Annotated in this window: 22 protein-coding genes; 4 read left to right on the forward strand and 18 right to left on the reverse strand. The window is 44.9% G+C overall.

Annotation, left to right across the window (positions count from 1 at the left end; translation table 11 throughout):
* Positions 1-46: 46 nt before the first annotated feature.
* The gene (gene rluB, locus A3IE_RS0101085) at positions 47-988 is read right to left on the reverse strand and encodes a 23S rRNA pseudouridine(2605) synthase RluB (protein WP_020393721.1); all 942 of its coding nucleotides are present in this window, start codon (positions 986-988) and stop codon (positions 47-49) included.
* A 180-nt stretch (positions 989-1,168) separates the two neighbouring features.
* Between rluB and A3IE_RS0101090 the strand changes: the two genes are divergently transcribed.
* Positions 1,169-1,534: a putative quinol monooxygenase gene (locus A3IE_RS0101090; protein WP_020393722.1), complete on the forward strand. Its 366-nt coding sequence runs from the start codon at positions 1,169-1,171 to the stop codon at positions 1,532-1,534.
* Positions 1,535-1,577: 43 nt separating this feature from the next.
* Here the strand turns inward: A3IE_RS0101090 and yjgA are convergent, their stop codons facing one another.
* The 6 genes from yjgA to A3IE_RS0101120 are packed head-to-tail and all read right to left on the reverse strand — an operon-like array spanning position 1,578 to position 5,748.
* Positions 1,578-2,081, reverse strand: a complete 504-nt coding sequence (gene yjgA, locus A3IE_RS0101095; RefSeq protein ID WP_020393723.1) for a ribosome biogenesis factor YjgA — start codon at positions 2,079-2,081, stop codon at positions 1,578-1,580.
* 33 nt (positions 2,082-2,114) lie between these two features.
* The gene (locus A3IE_RS0101100) at positions 2,115-3,446 is read right to left on the reverse strand and encodes an ATP-binding protein (RefSeq protein WP_020393724.1); all 1,332 of its coding nucleotides are present in this window, start codon (positions 3,444-3,446) and stop codon (positions 2,115-2,117) included.
* Positions 3,443-4,111 (reverse strand): response regulator, encoded by a 669-nt coding sequence (locus tag A3IE_RS0101105; protein WP_020393725.1) that lies wholly within the window; start codon positions 4,109-4,111, stop codon positions 3,443-3,445. The genes A3IE_RS0101100 and A3IE_RS0101105 overlap by 4 nt, the downstream gene beginning before the upstream one ends.
* 2 nt (positions 4,112-4,113) lie before the next feature.
* Complete coding sequence (locus A3IE_RS0101110) at positions 4,114-4,743, reverse strand: cytochrome b/b6 domain-containing protein (RefSeq protein ID WP_020393726.1); 630 nt, start codon at positions 4,741-4,743, stop codon at positions 4,114-4,116.
* 9 nt (positions 4,744-4,752) lie between these two features.
* A complete protein-coding gene (locus A3IE_RS19565) occupies positions 4,753-5,322 on the reverse strand; it encodes a diheme cytochrome c (protein ID WP_020393727.1) in 570 nt (189 codons plus the stop codon).
* Between the two features lie 9 nt (positions 5,323-5,331).
* Positions 5,332-5,748, reverse strand: a complete 417-nt coding sequence (locus A3IE_RS0101120) for a DUF1924 domain-containing protein (RefSeq protein WP_020393728.1) — start codon at positions 5,746-5,748, stop codon at positions 5,332-5,334.
* 162 nt (positions 5,749-5,910) lie between these two features.
* Here A3IE_RS0101120 and A3IE_RS0101125 point away from each other — a divergent pair, with 162 nt between their 5' ends.
* Positions 5,911-7,110 carry a pyridoxal-phosphate-dependent aminotransferase family protein gene (locus tag A3IE_RS0101125; protein ID WP_020393729.1) on the forward strand — a complete coding sequence of 400 codons (1,200 nt, stop codon included), beginning with the start codon at positions 5,911-5,913 and terminating at the stop codon, positions 7,108-7,110.
* A gap of 63 nt (positions 7,111-7,173) precedes the next feature.
* Here A3IE_RS0101125 and A3IE_RS21770 read toward each other — a convergent pair whose 3' ends face one another.
* Positions 7,174-9,225 carry an Ig-like domain-containing protein gene (locus tag A3IE_RS21770; RefSeq protein WP_020393730.1) on the reverse strand — a complete coding sequence of 684 codons (2,052 nt, stop codon included), beginning with the start codon at positions 9,223-9,225 and terminating at the stop codon, positions 7,174-7,176.
* A 317-nt stretch (positions 9,226-9,542) separates the two neighbouring features.
* Between A3IE_RS21770 and A3IE_RS0101135 the strand changes: the two genes are divergently transcribed.
* Positions 9,543-10,157 (forward strand): TRADD-N-associated membrane domain-containing protein, encoded by a 615-nt coding sequence (locus A3IE_RS0101135; protein ID WP_020393731.1) that lies wholly within the window; start codon positions 9,543-9,545, stop codon positions 10,155-10,157.
* Positions 10,158-10,513: 356 nt separating this feature from the next.
* The gene (locus A3IE_RS0101140; protein ID WP_020393732.1) at positions 10,514-11,596 is read left to right on the forward strand and encodes an XAC2610-related protein; all 1,083 of its coding nucleotides are present in this window, start codon (positions 10,514-10,516) and stop codon (positions 11,594-11,596) included.
* A gap of 64 nt (positions 11,597-11,660) precedes the next feature.
* Here the strand turns inward: A3IE_RS0101140 and A3IE_RS0101145 are convergent, their stop codons facing one another.
* The 10 genes from A3IE_RS0101145 to A3IE_RS0101190 form a co-directional block, all read right to left on the reverse strand.
* The gene (locus A3IE_RS0101145) at positions 11,661-12,716 is read right to left on the reverse strand and encodes an ABC transporter ATP-binding protein (RefSeq protein WP_020393733.1); all 1,056 of its coding nucleotides are present in this window, start codon (positions 12,714-12,716) and stop codon (positions 11,661-11,663) included.
* Between the two features lie 13 nt (positions 12,717-12,729).
* Complete coding sequence (locus A3IE_RS0101150) at positions 12,730-13,533, reverse strand: ABC transporter permease (protein ID WP_020393734.1); 804 nt, start codon at positions 13,531-13,533, stop codon at positions 12,730-12,732.
* Complete coding sequence (locus A3IE_RS0101155) at positions 13,530-14,405, reverse strand: ABC transporter permease (protein ID WP_020393735.1); 876 nt, start codon at positions 14,403-14,405, stop codon at positions 13,530-13,532. Before A3IE_RS0101155 ends, A3IE_RS0101150 begins: the two co-directional genes overlap by 4 nt.
* A 59-nt stretch (positions 14,406-14,464) precedes the next feature.
* Positions 14,465-15,568, reverse strand: a complete 1,104-nt coding sequence (locus tag A3IE_RS0101160; protein WP_020393736.1) for an ABC transporter substrate-binding protein — start codon at positions 15,566-15,568, stop codon at positions 14,465-14,467.
* A 155-nt stretch (positions 15,569-15,723) separates the two neighbouring features.
* Positions 15,724-16,758 carry an ABC transporter permease gene (locus tag A3IE_RS0101165; protein ID WP_020393737.1) on the reverse strand — a complete coding sequence of 345 codons (1,035 nt, stop codon included), beginning with the start codon at positions 16,756-16,758 and terminating at the stop codon, positions 15,724-15,726.
* Complete coding sequence (locus A3IE_RS0101170; protein ID WP_020393738.1) at positions 16,755-17,669, reverse strand: ABC transporter ATP-binding protein; 915 nt, start codon at positions 17,667-17,669, stop codon at positions 16,755-16,757. Before A3IE_RS0101170 ends, A3IE_RS0101165 begins: the two co-directional genes overlap by 4 nt.
* Before the next feature lie 104 nt (positions 17,670-17,773).
* A complete protein-coding gene (locus tag A3IE_RS0101175) occupies positions 17,774-18,379 on the reverse strand; it encodes a hypothetical protein (RefSeq protein WP_020393739.1) in 606 nt (201 codons plus the stop codon).
* A 104-nt stretch (positions 18,380-18,483) separates the two neighbouring features.
* Complete coding sequence (locus A3IE_RS0101180; RefSeq protein WP_020393740.1) at positions 18,484-19,059, reverse strand: peroxidase-related enzyme; 576 nt, start codon at positions 19,057-19,059, stop codon at positions 18,484-18,486.
* A gap of 185 nt (positions 19,060-19,244) precedes the next feature.
* Positions 19,245-20,609, reverse strand: coding sequence for a glutathione-disulfide reductase (gene gorA / locus A3IE_RS0101185; RefSeq protein ID WP_020393741.1), 1,365 nt, complete (start codon positions 20,607-20,609; stop codon positions 19,245-19,247).
* 78 nt (positions 20,610-20,687) lie between these two features.
* Entirely contained in the window at positions 20,688-21,425 is a 738-nt protein-coding gene (locus A3IE_RS0101190) for a glutathione peroxidase (protein ID WP_020393742.1), read from the reverse strand.
* Positions 21,426-21,525: the final 100 nt, after the last annotated feature.

Here is a 21,525-nt window from a genome sequence, read left to right on the forward strand (position 1 = left end):
GAGGAGACGCAACAGTAGCTGCTAGACTAGCCCTACAGAAATTCGGTTAATCGCGTGAGCGCGGTTTAGATGAGGTTAGATTTGGGCGACCAGTGGATTTGGCGCGTGCGTTTGCATAAGGTTTTTCGCGTGATTCAACACGGGGGCGCGGTGTAGAGGATTTACGAAAATCGCCGCGCTCCGATGTTGGTTCTGAGCGTGCTTTGTTGACAGTACGACGCGGTCGTTCTTGCTGCAATGAGCCATCATCAAAGCTTAAACCCACCGATTCATACAAACGGCGCATCCCTTTCACATCGAGTTCTTCGTGATGTCCGCCGCGCAAATGGCGAGGTAAGCTAATATGCCCATAACGAATCCGAATGAGGCGACTAACGCGGACATCTTGTGATTCCCACAAACGGCGAACTTCGCGATTGCGTCCTTCTGCTAGAACTACATGATACCAATGATTAGCACCTTCGCCGCCTGCATCGGTGATGCGTAAGAATTTGGCAGGGCCATCTTCTAATTCAACCCCTGTTTGTAAGCGGTGGAGCATCTCAGCATCCACTTCCCCTAATACACGGGTCGCATATTCGCGTTCAATTTCCGAAGAAGGATGCATTAAACGATTGGCCAACTCGCCATCGGTCGTGAAGAGTAATAAGCCATCGGTATTGACATCTAAACGCCCGACCATTACCCAACGCCCTTGTCGAAGGCGCGGAAGATTTTCAAAGACTGTTGGGCGACCTTCTGGGTCGGTACGAGTGCATACCTCACCGGCTGTTTTGTGATAGAGCAAAACCTTAGGGGTGGCCTGTAGACGCGATTCGAGATGTAAGGTTTTACCACGCCAAGAGACTTTATCTTGTGTGCTAATTTGTTGGCCTAGGTGCGCCATTTGGCCATTAACTAATACTTCTCCGGCGACGACCCACTGCTCAATCTCGCGTCGTGAACCATAACCGGCACGCGCTAGCAATTTTTGAATACGTTCTTTCATAGGCACCTCGCCTGCCAGAGGAATCATGATGGGATTGGGAAGGGTGACTATAACAAAAAGCTTTCGATCACGCACAGGACTAAGTGATAAGGCTGGTGAGTGTACAGTTAAAATCTGACTATAATGAAGAGGAAAGAAGCCATTTGGTTTTCGAGTAATTCAACTAATCAGGAGGAGCGTATGTTGGAGCGAGATACTTGCTGCACTTTAGTACCTTATTTTGAGGTGCAAGAGGGACAGATGGAGGCATTTAAAGCTTTGGGGATAAAGTTTGTTGAGAAAACACGCTCGGAAGCGGGTTGCGTGCATTATGCCTTTTCATTTTATGAGAATATGGCGCATTGCCGCGAAGGCTACGTAGATGGTGCCGCTATATTGGCACATCTGGAAAATGTTGGGGACTTACTGCAAGAGGCGCTAAAAATTTCTAAACTGGCTCGGCTTGAAATTCATGCCCCAGCCGCCGAAATCGACAAGCTAAAAGCCCCCTTAGCTGCATTAAATCCGCAGTTTTATAGCCTTGATGAAGGTTTTCGGCGCGTTTAATGAACGAGATAAAGGTAGTGGAGAGTGATTTCCCCTCCACTTATCAAGTGCTTAAGTTTTTTAGATACTGAAACAGTTCGCGGCTACTTTTTGGCGCTTTCTGCAGACTGGCTTCTTTGCGCGCATTACGAATCAAATTACGCACATGCTGCACATCGACCTCAGCATAATCCTGCATTAATTTGCCTAAAGCCTCCTCATCGGCAATCAATTTATCACGCCATTGCTCCAAACGATGAAATTTGGCTATCTCAACACGGCCTTGGTTTTCCCATTCATTAAATTTGGCTTGAATGGGTTCGGGTTCAACTTGACGCATGAGTTTGCCAATATATTGGCGTTGGCGACGTAAGGCACCATGGGCGGTTAAACGTTTCGCCTCGATCACCGCATCCAATAGTTTTTCAGGCAAATCGAGTTGGACTAATTTGTCATGCGGTAGCTCAATCAATTTCTCGCCAAGGACTTGTAAGGCTTCGGCTTCGCGGCGCGTTTGGCCTTTGCTGATGATCTCGATTGCTTCATCATCGTCATAGTCGTGCTTCATAGTATCTCGCGCTAGTGGGCTTGAAACGGGCTATTATAAGCTAAACACCACACTAACACATAAACCTTGGTGCTGATCCGCTGGCTCAAGCTTCAATTGGGCGTGATGAATGTCGGCAATGCGTTGCACAATGGATAAGCCTAAACCAGTCCCTTTGGTGAGGCTATCCGCCGGGCGGTAGAAGCGTTGGGTAATTTTTTCCAACTCATCAGCGGCTACACCCGTGCCATTGTCACAGACTTCAAGGCAAGCCTCTTCTCCAGTGCACACTACCTTAATTTTTACGCGCGTTTGTGGTGGGGTGTGACGAATCGCATTATCAATTAAATTGTTTAGCAACACTTCCAGCAAAGCGGGTAAGCCTTGCACCGCACAGGCGCACTCCGCATGTAATTCTAACCAGACCTGTTGCTGCCATGCTTCGGGGGCGCGCTCAGCAATGACTTTAGCAGCTAAAGCATGGAGATCGACGGTTTGCCATGCCACGTTGGCAGTACTTTCCAAGCGTGCCAAGGTGAGCAATTGTTCAATCAGGTGTGTGGCATGATGACAACCTTGTAAAGCTTGCTGCATGGCGCGTTGACGTTCGGCTAGATTGTCTGCTGCTTGTGCGACTTGTACTTGTGCCTTAATGCCTGCAATGGGTGTACGTAATTCGTGAGCAGCATCGGCTGTAAAACGTCGTTCATTAGCGATCAAATTACGGGTACGCTGAAATAAATGGTTAAGACGCTCGACTAAGGGCGTCACTTCTTTGGGGGCATCAATCGTAAGATCGGTAAGATTTTCTGGCTGACGCTTGGCAACCGCTTGGGTGAGACTGACTAAGGGGCGCAAGCTGGCACGCACAGCAAACCATAACAATAGCCCCAAGATAGGTAAGGCAATCAATAAAGGTACAATTAAATTACGTGCCACATGGCGTGCTAATTCATTACGAACTTCGCGTAATTCAGCGACATAAAGGGCTAACTCCTCATCTTCATGTTGCAAGTGCGTACTGAATACCCGCCAATTTTGTCCACGAATAGTGCTATCACTGAAGCCCTCTTGTTTAGTGGCTAAAGGTTCTGAGGGAGCGTTTTCGGAGTGTAAGCGTAATTTGCCTTCTTCCCAGACTTGGAAGGCCACTCGTCTTGAGTATTTATGTAAGAGTGGGACGTGTTCGGTATCTATATCATCCAATTCTTCGGCAAACTGTGCGGCTAGCAAGGTGGCCGACTGTGCCAGATGGGCATCGAGTATTTCATTGAGTTCGTGTCGTGCGTCGTAATAGGTAAAAATGGCCGCGGCCGCCCAGACCAAGCTTACCGCTCCTAATACCAGTATCAATAAGCGATTGCGTAAAGAGAGATTTTTAGTCATGGGTGACGATCACGTGGCATTAAATAACCGACTCCACGCACCGTCTCAATGACTTGTGGAAACAGTTTTTTGCGCAGATGGTGAATGTGCACTTCAATGGCATTACTTTCTACTTCTTCGCCCCATGCGTATAAACGTTCCTCGAGTTGTGCACGTGATAAAACACGTCCTGCCGCGAGCATAAAGGTTTGTAATACCATAAACTCACGCGCCGCCAGTTCAACTACTTTGCCTTTATAAGTAACGCGATGTGCTGCTGGGTCTAGCTCAACGTCACCAACTTGTAATAACGGCTGACTAAAACCACTGGAGCGACGTAATAAAGCGCGTAAACGAGCTGAGAGCTCGCCCATATCGAAGGGTTTAATGAGATAGTCGTCTGCCCCCGCATCTAAACCTTGAATGCGATCATCCACGGTATCACGTGCGGTGAGAATGATGACCGGAAGCGCAGAGTCTTGTTGACGCAGTTGACGTAACACTTGTAAGCCAGAGCGCTTGGGTAGACCCAGATCTAAGACCAATGCCGCATAGGGTTCATGGGCGAGAGCTTGTTCTGCTTGAATACCATCGCGTACCCAATCCACCGCATAGCCAGCCTGTTTCAGGCCGACTTGCAGTGCGTCCCCGAGTAAGCTGTCATCCTCGACAACTAAAATGCGCATGTTTAACTCAACAGGTAATAACTTAAAAAGCCCACAATGCTGACCAGCATGGCAAGGCCGAGCCAAGTATGATTGGACGAAGAAGCCTCATCGTGTTGGCATTGCTTATAACCCGTTACCATGCAGCGGGGAAGGTTTTCTTTGTGCATAACACTACTCACTACCACACCAGCAATGTGTATTAGCACAACGATCAGCATTCCATTAGCAGCAAATTCGTGAATTTCCTCAAAGAAATCTTCACTTTCTTCAAAGCTTCCGCCCCATTCAAAGTATAGACCCATACCACTAAATGCAGTGAGCGCACCTAATGCCAACAATAAATACACCGCTAAACTGCCCGCTGGGTTATGCCCTATATAATGCAAAGGATTAGTGGTTAACAGTGATTTTAAGTAAGCAATAATTTCACTAGGTTTAAACAAAAATGAATTAAATTTGGCATAAGGTGAGCCTACAAGTCCCCAGATCAGCCGGAAAATAATTAAGCCCGCTAGAACATAGCCTAAAGCAATATGAAGATTGCGATAACGTTCAGTTTCCGAGCTTAAATAGGCTCCAAGAAAACTCAGAGCCAATGACCAGTGGAACACACGTGTTGGTAAGTCCCACACCAAAATACGTTGCAACATAAACACTCCTTAGCGCGGAATTTTCACATTATCCTCGTCGAAATTACCTTGCTCTGCGGTGGTATGGCAGGCAAGACAGTTGGAGGCACTTTTTACTTTGTCACTCTTCCAAGTAGCCGCGGAGATTTCATCATGCTCTTTTTTAAACCACTGCGTTTCCGTAATGCGTAACATCGGCTTACCATCTTTATTCGTTTCTTGACGGCGCTCGGATGCAGCATTTTCAGTTAAGAACGGTAGAATTTCTTTCATCACTTGGTCATCCAGACTTGCATCTGTACCAAAGTGATTGGGTAAATCCCCCATTAAAGCCTGCCATGAGGCAGCGGGTAATAAGCCTGGGGGATAGGCCATGTGACAAGCACTGCATTCAGTCTTCCACGTTTCATTGGTGAGTTTTACGCCAAGATTTTTCGCTTCACCTTTCTCTCCATGCTCCCCTCTACCTTTGTCACCCTTATGTTCGCTATATTCTTGTTTCTCATCTTCATCATCATCGGCGTAAGCCTGAAATACGCCAAGGCTAGTTAAGGCGGTTGCCAATAAACCGAGTACAAGAAATTTATGTAACTTTCTCATGGCCACTCCTTAAGGTTTTAGCGCCATTAAATAAGCCATCACATCACCTTTTTCTAAAGTGGTGCACTCACGTTTTAATACATCTTTGCAATTACGCTTAAACCATTTTTCAACTTTAGCAGGTTCAGTAAAGCGTTTGGCATTCGCATTGGGTGATAAAGGATCAATCGCTTTACTGGTGCTGGCGTGTTTTCCTTGCTTCAGAGGATTGCTGGTGTGGCAGGTCGCACAGCTCCAATCTGAACCATGGGTGTTTTTAAAGAAGGTTTCGCCATTTGTGGCCGAGAAATCTTTGAAGTTAGCCACTTCTGTTTTTGCTTGAGTACGATAATTATCCAAGATTTGCTGAGGTGTTTCTGCATAAACAGTATTCATACTAGCTAGCGTCACAACACTTAGCGTAATCAGTAATATATTTTTAACCATGCTTCGCTCCCGTTTGTCCATAAAAATCTTATTTACGATGGGAGGTAGTTTGCGTGTGAAATCTTAAGAGGCTCTTAAGGCATAGCACCATAGGATTGTTGCAATCGCACATAGCTTGGCGTACAACGTCCCCCTTTAACTAAACCATAGGAATCTTTATCCATGATTGAATCCGTCCAAGCGCCGAGTATCGTACCGCTTGAGCATATATTGCCTGATGAACCGTTGCTAATGATGGGGGCGGGTCCTGTTCCGATTCCGCAACGCGTCGCGGCGGCGAATTCAATTGTGATTAATCACTTAGGCGAAACCATGAATCGTGTCATTGGGCAAGTGAAGGATTTGGGGCGTTATGTGTTCCAGACGCGCTCTTCGCATGTGCTCGGTGTGAGCGGCCCTGGTTCCGCCGCGATGGAAATGGCGGTTGCCAATCTCGTGACTCCGGGGTCACGGGTATTGTGTATTTGTAATGGTTATTTCAGTTCGCGCTTAGCCGAGTTAGTGCGTCGTGTGCGGGGTGAGCCAACCCTCTTAGAGTTTGGCAATAATGAAAGTGCTGACCCTGAGCGTGTCGAGAAAGAATTGCAGCGCGGAAACTACGATGTGGTGACCATGGTGCAAGGCGAAACCTCGAATACTGTTTGTAATAAGAACCTTGAGCATATTGCTAAACTTGCTAAGCGTTATGGTTGCCTAACAATTGTAGATGCAGTCTGTACTTTAAGTACCATGCCTTTAGAAATGGATCGCTGGCAAGTCGATGCGATTATTACGGGTGGTCAGAAAGGTTTATCGTCCATCCCTGGGGTTTCTTTGCTGGCGTTTTCAGAAGAGGCTTGGGAAAGAAAAATTGCACATCGCGCTGAATTGCCTTTTCATTGGTGTTTGGATGCTGGTTTAGCCGATAAATTCTGGAATCAAAAGTCTTATCACTACACCGCACCGGTCTCTGGGATTTTAGCCTTGCACGAAGCCTTACGTTTGGTGTGTGAAGAAACCTTACCAAAACGCTTCTACCGCCATGAGCGCTGCTCGAATGCGTTACAAGCGGGTATTGAGGCAATGGGCTTACGCTTATTAGTCAAAAAAGAGCATCGTTTAAATTCGGTCGTAGGCTTAGTCGTGCCTGAGCAAGTTTCTGCGGACATGGTTCGTGCGCATATGTCACAAGCACATAAAGTAGAAATTTCAGGAGCCTTTGGCTTGAACATTCTGCGTATTGGGCAAATGGGTGAACAAAGCCGTGCCCATAATTTATTCCGTACTTTACACGCGCTTGGCTCAAGTATGCGTTTCGCGGGTGCTGAATTAGATTTACCGGCAGGTATGGCAGAACTGGAACGCGTGTTGTCGAGCACTTAAGCCTAACAATGACGCTTACTAAAAAGCCAGTAGAGTTACTGGCTTTTTATTTAATTGCGAAGCTTATTTGCTAAATTTAATGGTTACAGTTGTGGTAGCAGTATGACCATGACCATCACTGATAACATAGCTTAGGGTATCCGAGCCGCGTAAGTTATAAGCCTGATACACAATCGTATTATTGGATAGGGTCGCTAAACCTCTTTGGCCTGCACTAACCGAAGTAATGGTTAAGGGGTCTTTGTCTGGATCACTATCATTTCTCAATACATCAATCGTGGTTGCCGCTTTGGTTCTGATGGTGATGATGTCAGCCATTGCAACCGGTGCTTGATTGGGTAAAGCGGCTGTTGTAGCACTGGCTGTAGCGGACATACCGGTTTCATTGCCTGAGGCATCGCGTGCTTTAACCGTGAAGCTATAAGCGGTATTGGCGCTTAAACCTTTGAGTGTATAACTGTTAGTCGGAATCCAACCACTATCAACACAACCTGCACCGCTTGACGTACAATCAAAATAATACTCTACACTAGAGCGATCATCAGTTGCTTGCACGGCAGTCATTTGAATGCTTTGTGAATCAAGTGCTTTGGGTGCAACAGACCAGCCCATGGGATTAGGATTAGGGGGTGTGGTGTCTACAACAGTTGGAGGGATTTGGCCTTGAATGGTGTATTGTCCTAGGCTAGCATAATTACTGTAGTTAGCACTGCCTGAACCTTTTACGGCAAGATAATAAGTACCTGCCGCCAAACTTAGACTCACTCCTGCATCTGTATCGTCAGCAGGATTGCTATCCGTGATTAAGTTTCCATTACTATCATACAATGATAAGGCAATGTCCAAATTAGCGCCGCGTGTATTGGCGGGTTCATAAGCTGGTGTTGCTTGTAAGGTTACTAAACCACCATTAGTGTTAAACTTGAAGAAATCGACATCGGTATTAGAGTCAATGATGCCTTTATTCTCAGTTTTAAGATTATCAGGGTCAGTCAGTAGCGTTGTGGCGGAAATATATCCAGTATCCCCTATTATGAGTGCAGTCGCTTGACTGGCTTGATTACCATGATCGTCCAGAATCGGGGGTAATTTACTACTAATGATGGCAAGGTCATCTTGGGTTTGATTAGCACCTGTATATTCACCCTTGCTCCATTGAGTGACGGTCTTATAATACCCAGCCCCCATAATAGGTGCCCAGCTAATATTGCCGGTGCCATGCCCCCAGTAATAAGAGCCTGTGGCACTACCATCATGGGATAAACCCAAATTGTGGCCTATTTCATGAGAGGCAGCTTCAGCAATGACATCGGGATCATAGAGATTGTTGTAATAAGCAAAAGCGGGCGAGTAATAATTGAATGAACTCGAACCCCATACATTGAGATAAGCAACCCCTCCTGCATTTGTAGAAGGCATTGGCACACCATTAGCGTCGACACTCTTGGTTACCAGTAAATGACCAATGACGTTAGTAAAAGCGCTGGGTGCTTCGGTGGTGATGTTGACATCGAAGGGAGCAAAGTCTTCTGCAACACGGCGCCAGATTGAAGCAATATTCGTGCGCTCTTCACTACTAAAAGTATCAGCTACGCCATCAGTGTCATAAGGCAAGGCATTATAAGTTGCCACTCCTAACGAATTATTCCACGCGGTATTACTGATTGTTTCGCCATTAAAGTCTAAATAGATAGTATTTTTAGAGTCTTTTTTGCTATGCAATTTAAAGACGTCTGTGAGTGCCGTAATCGTGCTTACCACAGGGTCAGTAGCCGAGGTCGTTGTGGTGCTACCAGCTGTTGGTGGTGGCACGGTGAAGGTATCAGCAAAATAAATACCCCCTGTTTTATCCACACGCATGTGTTGCAAATCATGCTTGTGAAAGTTGATTTTATTTAACCATTTTTCAGCATTTTTCTGGCTTTGTGGCGGCAAGGTTTTTAATTTCTTTTTGAAGTCTCCTTCCGGCAAGGTGTCTACAGTGATGGGATTTTTTAAGCCATAACCCATGGCGTTTTCATTAGGGGCAGCCCAGCTAGCACTACTGAATGCTAGTAATATACTAACCGAAGCAGTCACGAACACTTGACGAGATAAAGTTGATTTTTTAGTCATAGTATGATTTTTTATTAGGTCTAAAAACTTTGGGTTTGATTATTTTTATAAATTGCGTGTTAAGGCTGCTAGGTCGTCGAGGGCACTCAAACGCTTATTGATCTGCTTACTAAGCCAGTAAGTACAAGGTTGTTCATATTGCGTTTAACATAGGTTAGGGTTTATCCATGATTTTGTCATTAGTTAAATTGATTTTTAAGATAAACGGAATTTTTGATCTAAATATGATCAAAGTTGATCCGGTTTTAGGGCGGCAAAGGATAGTGAACCTGTAACTGCTATACTTGCTGAGAATCTGCTAGTTAAGAGTGCAAGTCATGAATCAGCCCGAACAACCTAGCCGCTTAGACAATCTGCTCAATCCGCGTCAGCATTCAATTGAGGGTGCCACACGACAAGCGTTACAACATTTATCCGATGCGAATGAGGGGGATGTGAAGGCGATTGCTGCTTCACAAATCCAACTCTTATCCAGCTTTTATGATCTGTCGCTATTGCAGGCAGGGCGTAGTTTTCGCTGGGCATTAGTCGCTAGCATCATTGGTATGGCGTTCTTTGTAGCAGCGATTGCTTTTATGTTATGGAACACATCCACCCAACTCTCTACGATTACTTTAATCAGCGGTGGGTTAGTTGAGGTGATTGCTGGAGTGAATTTTTATTTGTATGGCAGAACCTTAGCCCAATTAAATTTATTCCAAGGGCGTTTAGAGGTGACGCAACGTTTTTTGCTCGCGAATAGTTTGTGTGAAAGTTTGGGAGTCGAGTGGCGTGATAAAACACGTGCGCGTTTAATTAATAAACTAGCGAGTGGCATTCCTTCCATTGAGCAAGAGTTTTATGAAGCAAGGGTATTACGTGCTGATATTCATGAACCAAAGACACCGGCAGAAGCGTTGACGCAGCCAACGGTTACACCACCTGTAACTTAATTTAGCTTTTAATTTACCTAGCCACTACAGCCTAGTAACTAAATATTTTTACTAATACCAATAAATATATATTTAATGCCAATAAATTAAAGTTAAAATGAATGCTACAAAGTGATGAAGTGCTTACGTTGAGCTTGTATCTATGCATACCAGAAAGCGTCTTGGACGCGAGCAATGTAGATAAAAAAATTTATTAGGCTTCCTGCGAGAGTTGAAAATTGAGCAATTTCATTTTTTCGCTAACGTATGTCCTGTATAGGGTCTATACCTAATCTTGGTCAAAAACTTTCCTGAAAAATTGTTTGAAAAATGATTTTCGCGAGAGGTCTATTATCGACCTGAATAAGGAGGTTGTAATGAGAGCTGAAATTGTATTTTCTGTGCTATTGCTTAACTTATTTTCTGTTAGTCAGGCAAATGCATTAAAATTGGATGATTTTAATACAACCAAGAATAGTCAAGCGTGCCGCTCAGTAATCGGAAAAAAAGATCTCACTCTACAATTTAAGCCCAATAAGTTAGGGTCTGACATTCAGCTAACAATACCCGCTAAATTAATCCCAGCTAAGGGAAATGCTTATGCGCAAACCAGTATCTTTACTCTTACTCAAGGCCAGCCTGCTAAGCCTTTACAGACCCTTGAGTTAAATGCTGAGTTGGCCCCTGATTTTCCTTATAGTGATGCGTTTTGCTGGCTAAGAATAGAGGACTTTAATTTTGATGGTTATTTGGATATAGCTGCTCCGCGTAGTTTAGGAGCAACATGGTTAGCCTATCAGTTTTGGTTCTATGATCCTACAAAAAAGCGCTTTCAAACCACTGAGATGTCTAAAGCACTTTCTGCACGAGAGGCTAGTGAACTGATTTTTGATTCGAATAAAAAACAAGTGATTGAGAAAAAACGCAGTGCTACCTACCAAGAGGAAAACGTTTATACGTTCGAAGGGGATAAGCTGGTCTCCACTAAGCAAACGACGCCTGAAGCATTGAGAGTAGAGTCAGCAGCGGGTGTAATGCCTTTAACAGATCCTATTCCTCAATTAACGGGCTTATGGCTTAATGAGGTGAGCTACGAAGATGGCAATACAGTGAAAAATGATTCTGCTGCCGTAGAGCTTTGTACCAATTATTCTGATTGGCGCAAAGAGGCTTTAGCGCCTAGTGATGGTGAAGAGGATTGTGAGCCGTTAATCGCTCAACAGCGCGGCAAACAGGGACAAGCTAATTGGCAATTTGGTACAAAAGAGATTTGTCGCGAAGAAGACGGCAGTATTTCTACCACCGAATATTGGGCTATGCCGCTAAGTTATAAAGCTAAGGCTATCAGTGCTTTTAAATGGGAAACGATAACGACTAATACTAACAAACAAGGGAAAAACACCATAACTGATGTTATGCGTGGTGTGAGCAAGTGGCGCAAAGCTCAGCCTTGTGAATGAGCTCTGTCGTAAAAAGCTATGCTGTTGAGGAGTAGGTATTAACCTACTCTTAGACTGATTGGTATTAAGCGTCAGCCAGTACTAATACATCATTCGGTTCAAAACTAATTTGTACACTTTGCCCTATGCTGGGCGGTTGCGTATTGGGTTGATTGAAACCATCCATCGATAAACTTTGCGAACCTATACTAATGCGTAGACGTATCACAGAGCCTAAGAAACTAACTTCTTGTACCATTCCATTGAGTACCACCGATCTACTATTTCCCAAAACGACTGTCTCAGGACGTAGTGCCAGACTAACACTGTTACCATGGGTTTGGGGCAGCGCTCGCTGTAGATGAAGCGTTTGATCCGCGAGGTTTACTTGGCCGGTGCTGGGTTCAACCACCTGTGCCTCCAAGACATTAATCGTGCCGACGAACGATGCTACAAAGCGTGTAGCAGGACGATTATAAATCTCAAAGGGTGTCCCGATTTGATCTGCCTTACCTTGGTACATCACAACAATACGGTCGGAAATTGATAAGGCTTCTTCCTGATCGTGGGTCACGAAGATGGTAGTAATACCGAGATTGCGTTGAATGCTGCGAATTTCTTCGCGTAAGGAAACACGAATTTTTGCATCCAAGGCGGACAGGGGCTCATCCAATAAAAGCAAGGTTGGCTTGACCGCTAGGGCACGTGCCAACGCAACCCGCTGTTGTTGTCCGCCTGAGAGTTGAAATGGATAGCGCTCGCCTAATTCTTCCAGCTTAATCAAACTCAACATTTCTTTAACGGTGGCTTGAATATCACTACTCGATTTGCCTGCGACCTTTAAACCAAACGCAATGTTTTGCGCTACGGTCATATTCGGAAACAGTGCATAAGCTTGGAAGACCATGCCCATATTGCGTTGATTAGGTTTGAGTTTCACCATATCACGGCCATCCACCAGAATATGGCCAGAGCTTGGCGTTTCAAAACCTGCGATCATGCGCAATACGGTGGTTTTTCCGCAGCCGCTAGGGCCGAGGAAGGAGACAAACTCCCCTTTTTCCACGGACAAGTTAAAGTCTTTGACAACCCGTTGAGCGCCAAAGTCTTTTACTAAATGGTTAATTTCTAAAAATGCCATAGTGCAGAAATCCTTAGCGCGGTGCTTGTATGCGTGTATGTTTCTGTAAGCGGGTTACCAGTTGAATTAAACCCATGCACATCCAAGTAATGCCAAATGCAATAATTGCCAAAGCCGCAGGCTCGTAGGCACGATTTGCACCCACCAATTGCATATAAGGGCCAAAAGCAGGGCGATTCAATAAGGCGGCGAATACGAACTCACCAATGACAATGGCAAACGTTAAGAACGCGCCGGACAGAATGGCAACAGTGACATTGGGCAGAATAACACGAAACAAAATGGTAATTTTATTAGCGCCCAAGATTTCTGCCGCTTCGGTCAAAGTGGCAATATCCAAAGTGCGTAAACCCGTATCCACCGCGCGATACATATAAGGCAAAGCCAGCGTGGTATAACCACACACCATCAGAATATCTGTGCCAAATGACGAGCCAGTCAATGGTAGCCATGAGGAGGTGTTATATAAACGGATATAGCCAAATACGATGACAATCGCGGGAATAACCAAGGGCAAGAGGGTGATAAACTCAATAATCGGACGCCAACGTGGCAGCTTCAAACGCACCCAATAAGCGGTAGGAACGATCAGCAAAACACCCAGTACGATGGTTAATAGTGCCATCATGACTGAGAACGAAAAGGTCTGCTGAAAACGTGAGTCGCTTAAAATAACACGATAGGCTTCTAGGCTATATTCGCCGCGCTTCATGCGTAGCGAGAATTCAAAAGTTCCTAGGAGTGGCAAGGCAAAATACAAAATACCTAAGAGTAAAATAATCCATGAAGAAAAGCGTTGCAGGAAACTGATTTTCATTTCATCCACCGCTCACTGCGTGCACGCATCCATAGATAAAGGCCATTAGCAACCATAGTAATCAGGATCATGCCGAACGCGAGTGCATAACCTAGATGTGGATCATGTAAGACATCACCGCGAATCTGTGCGAACAGCAAAATGGGAACGATAGAGAGCGAGCTCCCTGTCAAGGCATAGGCAGTTGCTACTGCACCAAAGGAATTCGCAAATAAGAGCGCAAAAGTGCCTAGCAAAGCAGGCCATAAAATGGGTAAAGCAACCATGCGCCAATATTGAAAGCCGGATGCTCCCAACATTGCCGCTGCTTCACGCCACTCACGCTTTAGGCCATCTAAAGCAGGGGTGATGATCAGAATCATCAGGGGGATTTGGAAAAATAAATAAGTGAGTGTTAGCCCCCAAAAACTTAGAATATTAAAGCCTGTTCCGTAGAGATTGAAACCCAGCCAATCACGCAATAAGACCGTCACTAGACCGACACGCCCCAAGGTTGCAATGAAGGCGAACGCTAAAGGTACACCCGCAAAATTCGATGCAACACCTGAGAAAGTCATAATGGGTGAGCGAATGAAGCGCGGTAAGCCACCTAATACGACTGCGACGGCGATCAGGAACCCTGCAATACAACCTAACAACGCTGAGGCTAGGCTGATCTTAATACTGATCCAGTAGGAGTCGAGTATGGAGGGTTTAAATAAATTGGCAATATTCTCCAAGGTAAAATTACCTTCAGGGTTTTGGAAGGCGCCAATGACAATATTCAGAGTGGGTAAAATAAGAAACAGTAAAGCAAACAAAAGAAAAGGTAGTACACCAAGCCAAGCCCAAGATAGTGTCGTTCGCTGGTGTACGGTGAGTGAGTTGGACATACCGAAACTCTCTTAGAAAAACGCTCTTCCCACATGGAAAGAGCGTGTTAGTAGGCAAATTACTTTACATTAGCACCGACAACACTATCCCATTTGCCAGTAATAATAGCCTTGGAGGCTTCTTGATCGGCAATCGTTGGGAAAATGGCTTTGTCATAGGCTTCAGCAGGTGGCAGTTTGTCCATTAACTCTTTGGGCACTTTGTTGTTGGCCACCAAATCCTTGAAGCGAATGGGGTGGCAATAACCCTTCAAATAGGTCAACTGGCCTTCATCGGAGTAGATGTGTTCCATCCATAATTTAGCTGCATTGGGATGAGGTGCATACTTACTGATGCCTTGGACATAAACCCCCGCTACCACACCTGATTTTGGTACCACTACGTCTACTGGCGGGTTATCTTTTAAGGTATCGCGTCCTGCTAAACCATTGTAATCCCAGTAAATAATGATAGGAGTTGCACCTTGAGCCAAGGTACCTGTCTTTGCAATGGTTGGAATGAAATTGCCATCTTTATTGAGCTTGGCGAAGAAGTCCAAACCAGCGGTAGCAGCACCTTCTGCATCTTTCGCACCAGCACTTAAACCGGCTGCATAGACTGCCAAAATCGCTTGATTAGACGCGCGTGGATCCCCTGCGAGTGCTACACTATTTTTGAATTCAGGCTTGAGTAAATCCGCCCAATCTTGGGGTGATTCTTTAATGATGTCTTTGTTGACCATGAAGGTCAAAACGCCATAATAGTCACCATACCAATGGCCTTCAGCATCTTTTAATTCAGCAGGAATACTGTCCCAAGTAGACACTTTATAAGGTTGCAATAAACCCTCTTTCTGAGCAGTTGTACCAAAGGAGAAACCTACATCAATAACGTCTGGTGCTTGTGGGCCTTTGTTATCCTTGTTAGCGCGAACGGCTTCTAACTCATCGGCTGAGCCAGCATCAGGATTTAATTCATTAATTTTAATGTCAGGGTATTTTTTCTTGAAGCTTTCCATCATGTCGCCATAGCCACACCAGTCATGAGGTAGAGCGATAGTGGTTAACATGCCTTCTGCTTTAGCAGCTTTCTCGATTTCAGCTAAGTCAGCTTGAGCAGTATTCAGGCTAGTTAATAATAGGGCCATGCTGCAAGCTAATAGGGTTTTGCGGGGTGTAAACATGCATTTCCTCCGTGGTGATTGGAATAGGCTGACAGCCGCGAGGATAGACCTTGCTAATGACAATGGGATGAAACCAACAGCCTAATTTAGACGATATAGTATACGGTTAGGAGCTAGTGTGCTGTAAAGCACTAGCTCATTTTTAAATCAGAAATTTAATCCGTAGTCCACTTGAACATAACAGCACCTATTGCCAAAAATACTATCGACATGAACCCCATGACCAGCATCTGAGTACTAATCTGCGCTAAGCCTGCTCCATCCAACATAATCGCACGTGCAGCACTGAGCATATGCGTCAGTGGTGATAATTGACTTAACATTTGCATGGCTGGGTGTGTCCCTTCCATCGAGAACCACACTCCGGATAAAACCATCATTGGCCATGTCAGCAGATTCAATAAACCACCGGCTAATTCTTCGCTGCTGACGCGTGCCGTCACCACTAAACTCAACGAAATTAAGCAAAATGAACCCAGTACCAAGACCAAGAACAACAGCCAATAACTACCTTCCATAGTAAAGTGTAGGAATAAGTTAGTACCTACAAAGACGATACAAGTGACCAACACGACTAAAAGTAAACGCGAGAAAATCTGTGCTAATAGAAATTCGCTAGCGCTTAACGGTGTTGCGTTGAGGCGCTTTAAATAGCCGCTTTTGCGATAACGTACAATCACAAAACCTACGCCAAATAAGCAGCTAAACATTAGATTCATACCTAAAATGCCCGGCACCACCCAATCCACATACCGGATTTCTTGACCCGTGACATTTTCCTTGGTTAAGGCTGTACCGCCGCTAGCTTGTAGTAATTTTTCTACCACATCCCCTTTGGCAGAGTCTTGGTTCACCCAATAGTGCATTTCATGGGGACGCACATCGACTAGCATATCGATTTGGTGGCGCCCCACTTTGCGCATGGTCACGGTTTTGTCGTTGGCGGCAACAGGATAAAAATCAATATGTGCGGTATTTAAAAAGGGATGCGCCGCCTTATTAACAGTATCGCTGGTTTGCTGATCGGCAATCACGCCCACTTTGAATAAAGGTTGACCTGTACCAGAGAATACAAAAGCTAAGCCAAAAACTAAGGCGATTGGCAGAATTAAGTTCCAGCCCATGGTGGAGCGGTCGCGCACAAATTCCAAGCTACGCGCATAGAAAGTGGCCCAAATGCGTTTCATCATGCACGTAACTCCTTGCCCGTTAATTCAATAAATAAGTCTTCTAAAGTACGTGGGCGCACCTGTAATTGTGCAAGGGATGCGCCATGGCTCATTAATTCAGAAAGCGTATTATTCACATCTGCAGTATTAATTTGTACCGCTTGGGTGACTTTATCTAGCACGCGATGCGGAATCTTAATGGCGGCAGCCTCAGGAAAATCTTTAGCAGGCAATTCAATCACGACATCCTGAAAGTGCTCTGCTAATAGGCTAGCAGGCGAGCCGTGCGCGATGATTTTACCGTGATCCATAATCGCGATTTCATCACAGAGGTTATACGCTTCTTCCATGTAATGTGTAGTAAGCAAAATGGTTTTATTACGCGCCTTAATGCTATTCACTAAGTCCCAAAAATTGAGGCGTGCTTGTGGATCAAGACCCGTGGTCGGTTCATCCAAGAATACCACAGCAGGGTCATTTACCAACGCAAGCGCTAATAACATACGTTGGCGTTGACCACCGGAAAGTTTATTCGCATCGCGATCCAAATAATCCTGTAGGCGGCAAATGGCGACTAATTCTTCTAGCGGTAAGTGTTTGGGGTAAAGACTGCTGAAATAAGTTAGATTCTCACGCACCGTCAGAAAATCTTGTAAGGCGGTGGATTGGAATTGAATGCCCGCTTCAGCCCGAAAACGTGCACCAATCGGTTCACCTTTATAGAGAATTTCACCCGAAGTAGGTTTGGTGATGCCCTCCATCATTTCAATAGTAGTGGTTTTACCGGCGCCATTAGGCCCCAATAAGCCAAAACAAATACCTTGGGGTACGACAAAATCGACGCCATTGACGGCCTGAACTTTGGGATAATGTTTGATGAGATTACGCACCTCCATAATCGGTGCGTTCGGTGTTGCGCCCTGTGCTTGCATACCGCGATCCTTATTAATGTGACAGCTTAGTGTAGAAGGTTCGCAAGGATTTGTCGTAAGCCACAAGAAACCCTGCGATTGCAGGGCTTGATACCCAAAAAAGTTTAGTGCGGATGGTTATAGGGGGTTGCTAGAAATACCACGCCACCTTGTAATAGGAGTAATTTCGCTTTGAAAATATCAGCACTTCTTAGATTCGCTTTATCAGCTAGCACGATAAATTGCTTGGCCCACGGCATCTCACAATCACTTTCTACTAAAGTGGCACGCTTTAATTCACGCGCTTGTAGATTTAAGTTAGTGGCTAGTTGAGTGGATGATAAGCCGTAGTTATTTTTTAAATACTGAGCAAGATTAATAGCCTGTACGTTTAGTTTTGCTGATTGACAGCGTTTAGTGGTGGATTCGGCATCAGAATGAATCTGTCCTGTCGCTAAATTTATTTCAAAATATTGGCGATGTGCGGCGAAATGCTCAGCTTGTTGTGGCGTCCAACGCGGTTTGGGGGGCGCATAAACTTGTGCAATACGAAACGCCATATTCCAATTTTGAGGGCTACGCGTGTCAGTTTCTACGCCGCTGGCCCGATTGCTAACTTGCGTTTCAACGTCACTCGCTAGGGGATTAAACTCGCTTAAGGTGGTAGTACAAGCGCTTACAGCAACAGTTGCAAGGGTGATAGCAATCCAGACAATACGATAGCTTTTCATAGTTATTTTTATAAAGATGAATAGTTTAACAACAGGTTTGTTTATTGTTAAACACCGATGAAAAACGCTGTATGAATAGGGAATGAAAATTTAGACGCAGATAGTTAAGAGGTTCTGCCTAACTGATAGAATTCATCGTTAGCACGCAGGGATAGCATATTTGCCATCCGATTACTCATACCAAAAAACGCAGCAACCGCGCCAATATCCCAAATGTCTTCATCACTAAAGCCATGCTCATATAGCAACTTATAGTCGCTCTCATTGACCTCATAGGCTGCCTGAGACACTTTCATGGCGAAATCAAGCATCGCGCGTTGGCGAGGGCTAATGTCAGCTTTGCGATAGTTCACCGCAATTTGGTCTGCCAACAGCGGATTTTTGGCGCGAATCCGCAAAATTGCCCCATGCGCGATCACGCAATAGTGGCACTGGTTTGCATTTGAGGTGGCAACCACAATCATTTCGCGCTCGGCCTTACTTAAACCACTAGGTTTTTCCATCAGCGCATCGTGATAAGCGAAAAAGGCGCGAAACTCATCAGGACGGTGTGCGAGGGCTAGAAACACATTCGGAATAAATCCCGATTTTTCTTGTACCGCCTGTATACGCTCACGAATATCCGCTGGCAGGGTGTCTAAGCTTGGGATAGGGAAACGACTCATCGGGAAATCATTCATGCGGTAGCTCCTCCACGGTTATGGCTTGATATGCCTTGTGCATTATAGCGCTAATTATGCTTATCACGCCTCTTGTAGAAAGCAAATATAACCAACAAGCTAAGATGAGCAACCAGTATGAATAAGGGCAATAGCAAAAACCCCGCCTAAGCGGGGTTAATCAATCCTCAAATGAGCAGTAACGATTATTTCATCGTTACCATTTCTTCCGCACTGACAGGATGAATAGCAATCGTATCGTCAAAGTCTTTCTTAGTGGCACCCATTTTGAGTGCTACTGCAAAACCTTGCATCATTTCATCCACACCTTTGCCCATGGCATGACAGCCGACAATTTTCTCATCTTTGCCAACCACAATGAGCTTCATATAGGTTTTTACTTTGTGTTTCACAAAAGAGTAATACATGGAGTTAAAATCAGTTTGATAAACTTTGACTTCATCACCGTATTTTTCGCGAGCCGCTTCTTCTGACAAACCAATTGTACCAATCGGTGGATGAGTAAACATCACGGTTGGGATTAAGTTATAATCCACTTTGCGATCTTTCATACCACCAAATAAACGATCGGATAAACGTCGACCTGCTGCAATGGCGACTGGTGTTAATTGCACACCGCGCATATTAATAATATCACCAATGGCATATACCCCTGCGACTGAGGTTTCCTGATATTCATTGACATCAATTAAGCCATTTTTCGCAGGTTTTAAACCGATCTTATCCAAACCTATATCATCGGTATTCGGCAAACGGCCAATCGCCCAGAGTAATTGATCTAAATCTTTTAAGGTTTCACCACTTTGATAATGGACGGTTAACTGCCCGTTCGCTTGTTTTTCAACGCGGATTATTTTGTCATTATCATGGAAAATTAGACCATCTGCTTCCATTTGCTTACGTAAGCCACGTTGAAGCATTTCATCGAAGCCAATTAATACAGGAAAGCCTTGGTGCAGGACATGGGTTTCGCTCCCTAAAGCATTCAATACTCCTGCTAATTCTAGGGCAATATAGCCACCACCTACTACAGCAACTTTCTTAGGCTGTTCTTCTAATTCAAAAAATCCATCAGAGGTAATGCCTAACTCAGCACCTGGAATATCCTTGGGTATAATGGGTCGGCTTCCGGTTGAAATAACAATATGGTCTGCTGTATAGCGCTCGCCATTAACTTCTACAGTATGGGCATCCAAAAAACGCGCTTGACCACGAATTAAGTCAATGTCCGATTTGCCTAAGAATTCATCCAGATACCAATCATTGATGCCACTAATCATGTTTTCACGTTTCATGACTAATTTAGCCCAATCAATCGCACCGGTTTTAATAGCAAAACCATAATCCAGCATGTGATGTTGCGTGTGGGCTAATTCGGCGGCATACCACATAACTTTTTTAGGTACGCAACCGCGATTCACACAAGTGCCACCAAGGTCATCATTCATCTCAATGACTGCCGCTTTTTTACCGTGCACGGCAGCTTTTTCAACAACGGATAAACCGCCGCTGCCTGCGCCAATTGCAATCACATCATAATGCTGGTTCATGGATTATTCTCGTCATAGAGTCGGTGAAAAATGTGCAACTAGCCCGCACTGCTAGTGAGCGGGCTAGTGTAGGATCAATTACGTGTTGCTTGCCAACCAAGCTTCTAATTTGTCAGAACCACCAATTAATTTACCATTGATAAACACTTGTGGAACGGCATCGGCGCCAGCAACCGCACGCAAGGTTACATTGCGATAGTCTTTATTGAGAACCAATTCGTCGAAGGCAATGCCTTTTTCTTTCAACATACCTTTGGCTTTTGCACAGAATGGGCAGCCGGGGCGTGTGAACACCGTGACATCCAAAGGCTTTTTCGCATTTGGCGCAATATAATTCAACATGGTGTCAGCATCAGAGACTTCGAAGGGGTCACCATCTTTCTCAGGCTCGATGAACATCTTTACTACGACACCATCTTTCACCAGCATAGAATAACGCCAAGAGCGCTTGCCGAAACCAAGCTGGTCTTTGTCAACTAATAGACCCATGCCTTGTGTGAATTCGCCATTACCATCTGGAATGAAGGTAATTTTGTCGGCTTCTTGCGCTGCTTTCCACTCGTTCATGACAAAGGTGTCGTTCACAGACATACAAATAATGTCATCCACGCCATTGGCTTTCAGTGCATCGGCTAATTGGTTATAGCGTGGTACGTGCGTAGAAGAACAAGTTGGGGTAAAGGCGCCGGGTAATGAAAACACTACCACTGTCTTACCTTTGAATAATTGCTCAGTGCTTACATCAACCCACGCATTATCTTGACGTGTGTGGAACGTCACATTTGGAACGGGTTTACCCTCGTGATTAGGTAGCATATTATTCTCCTTAATAGAATGAAAACAAAATAATTATTTAATAAAACGATTAATGAAAGCGGATTCTAATGATAAAGCCGATCAAAATCCATACGATTAT

It is taken from the genome of Thiolinea disciformis DSM 14473 (assembly GCF_000371925.1).
Taxonomy (GTDB): domain Bacteria; phylum Pseudomonadota; class Gammaproteobacteria; order Thiotrichales; family Thiotrichaceae; genus Thiolinea; species Thiolinea disciformis.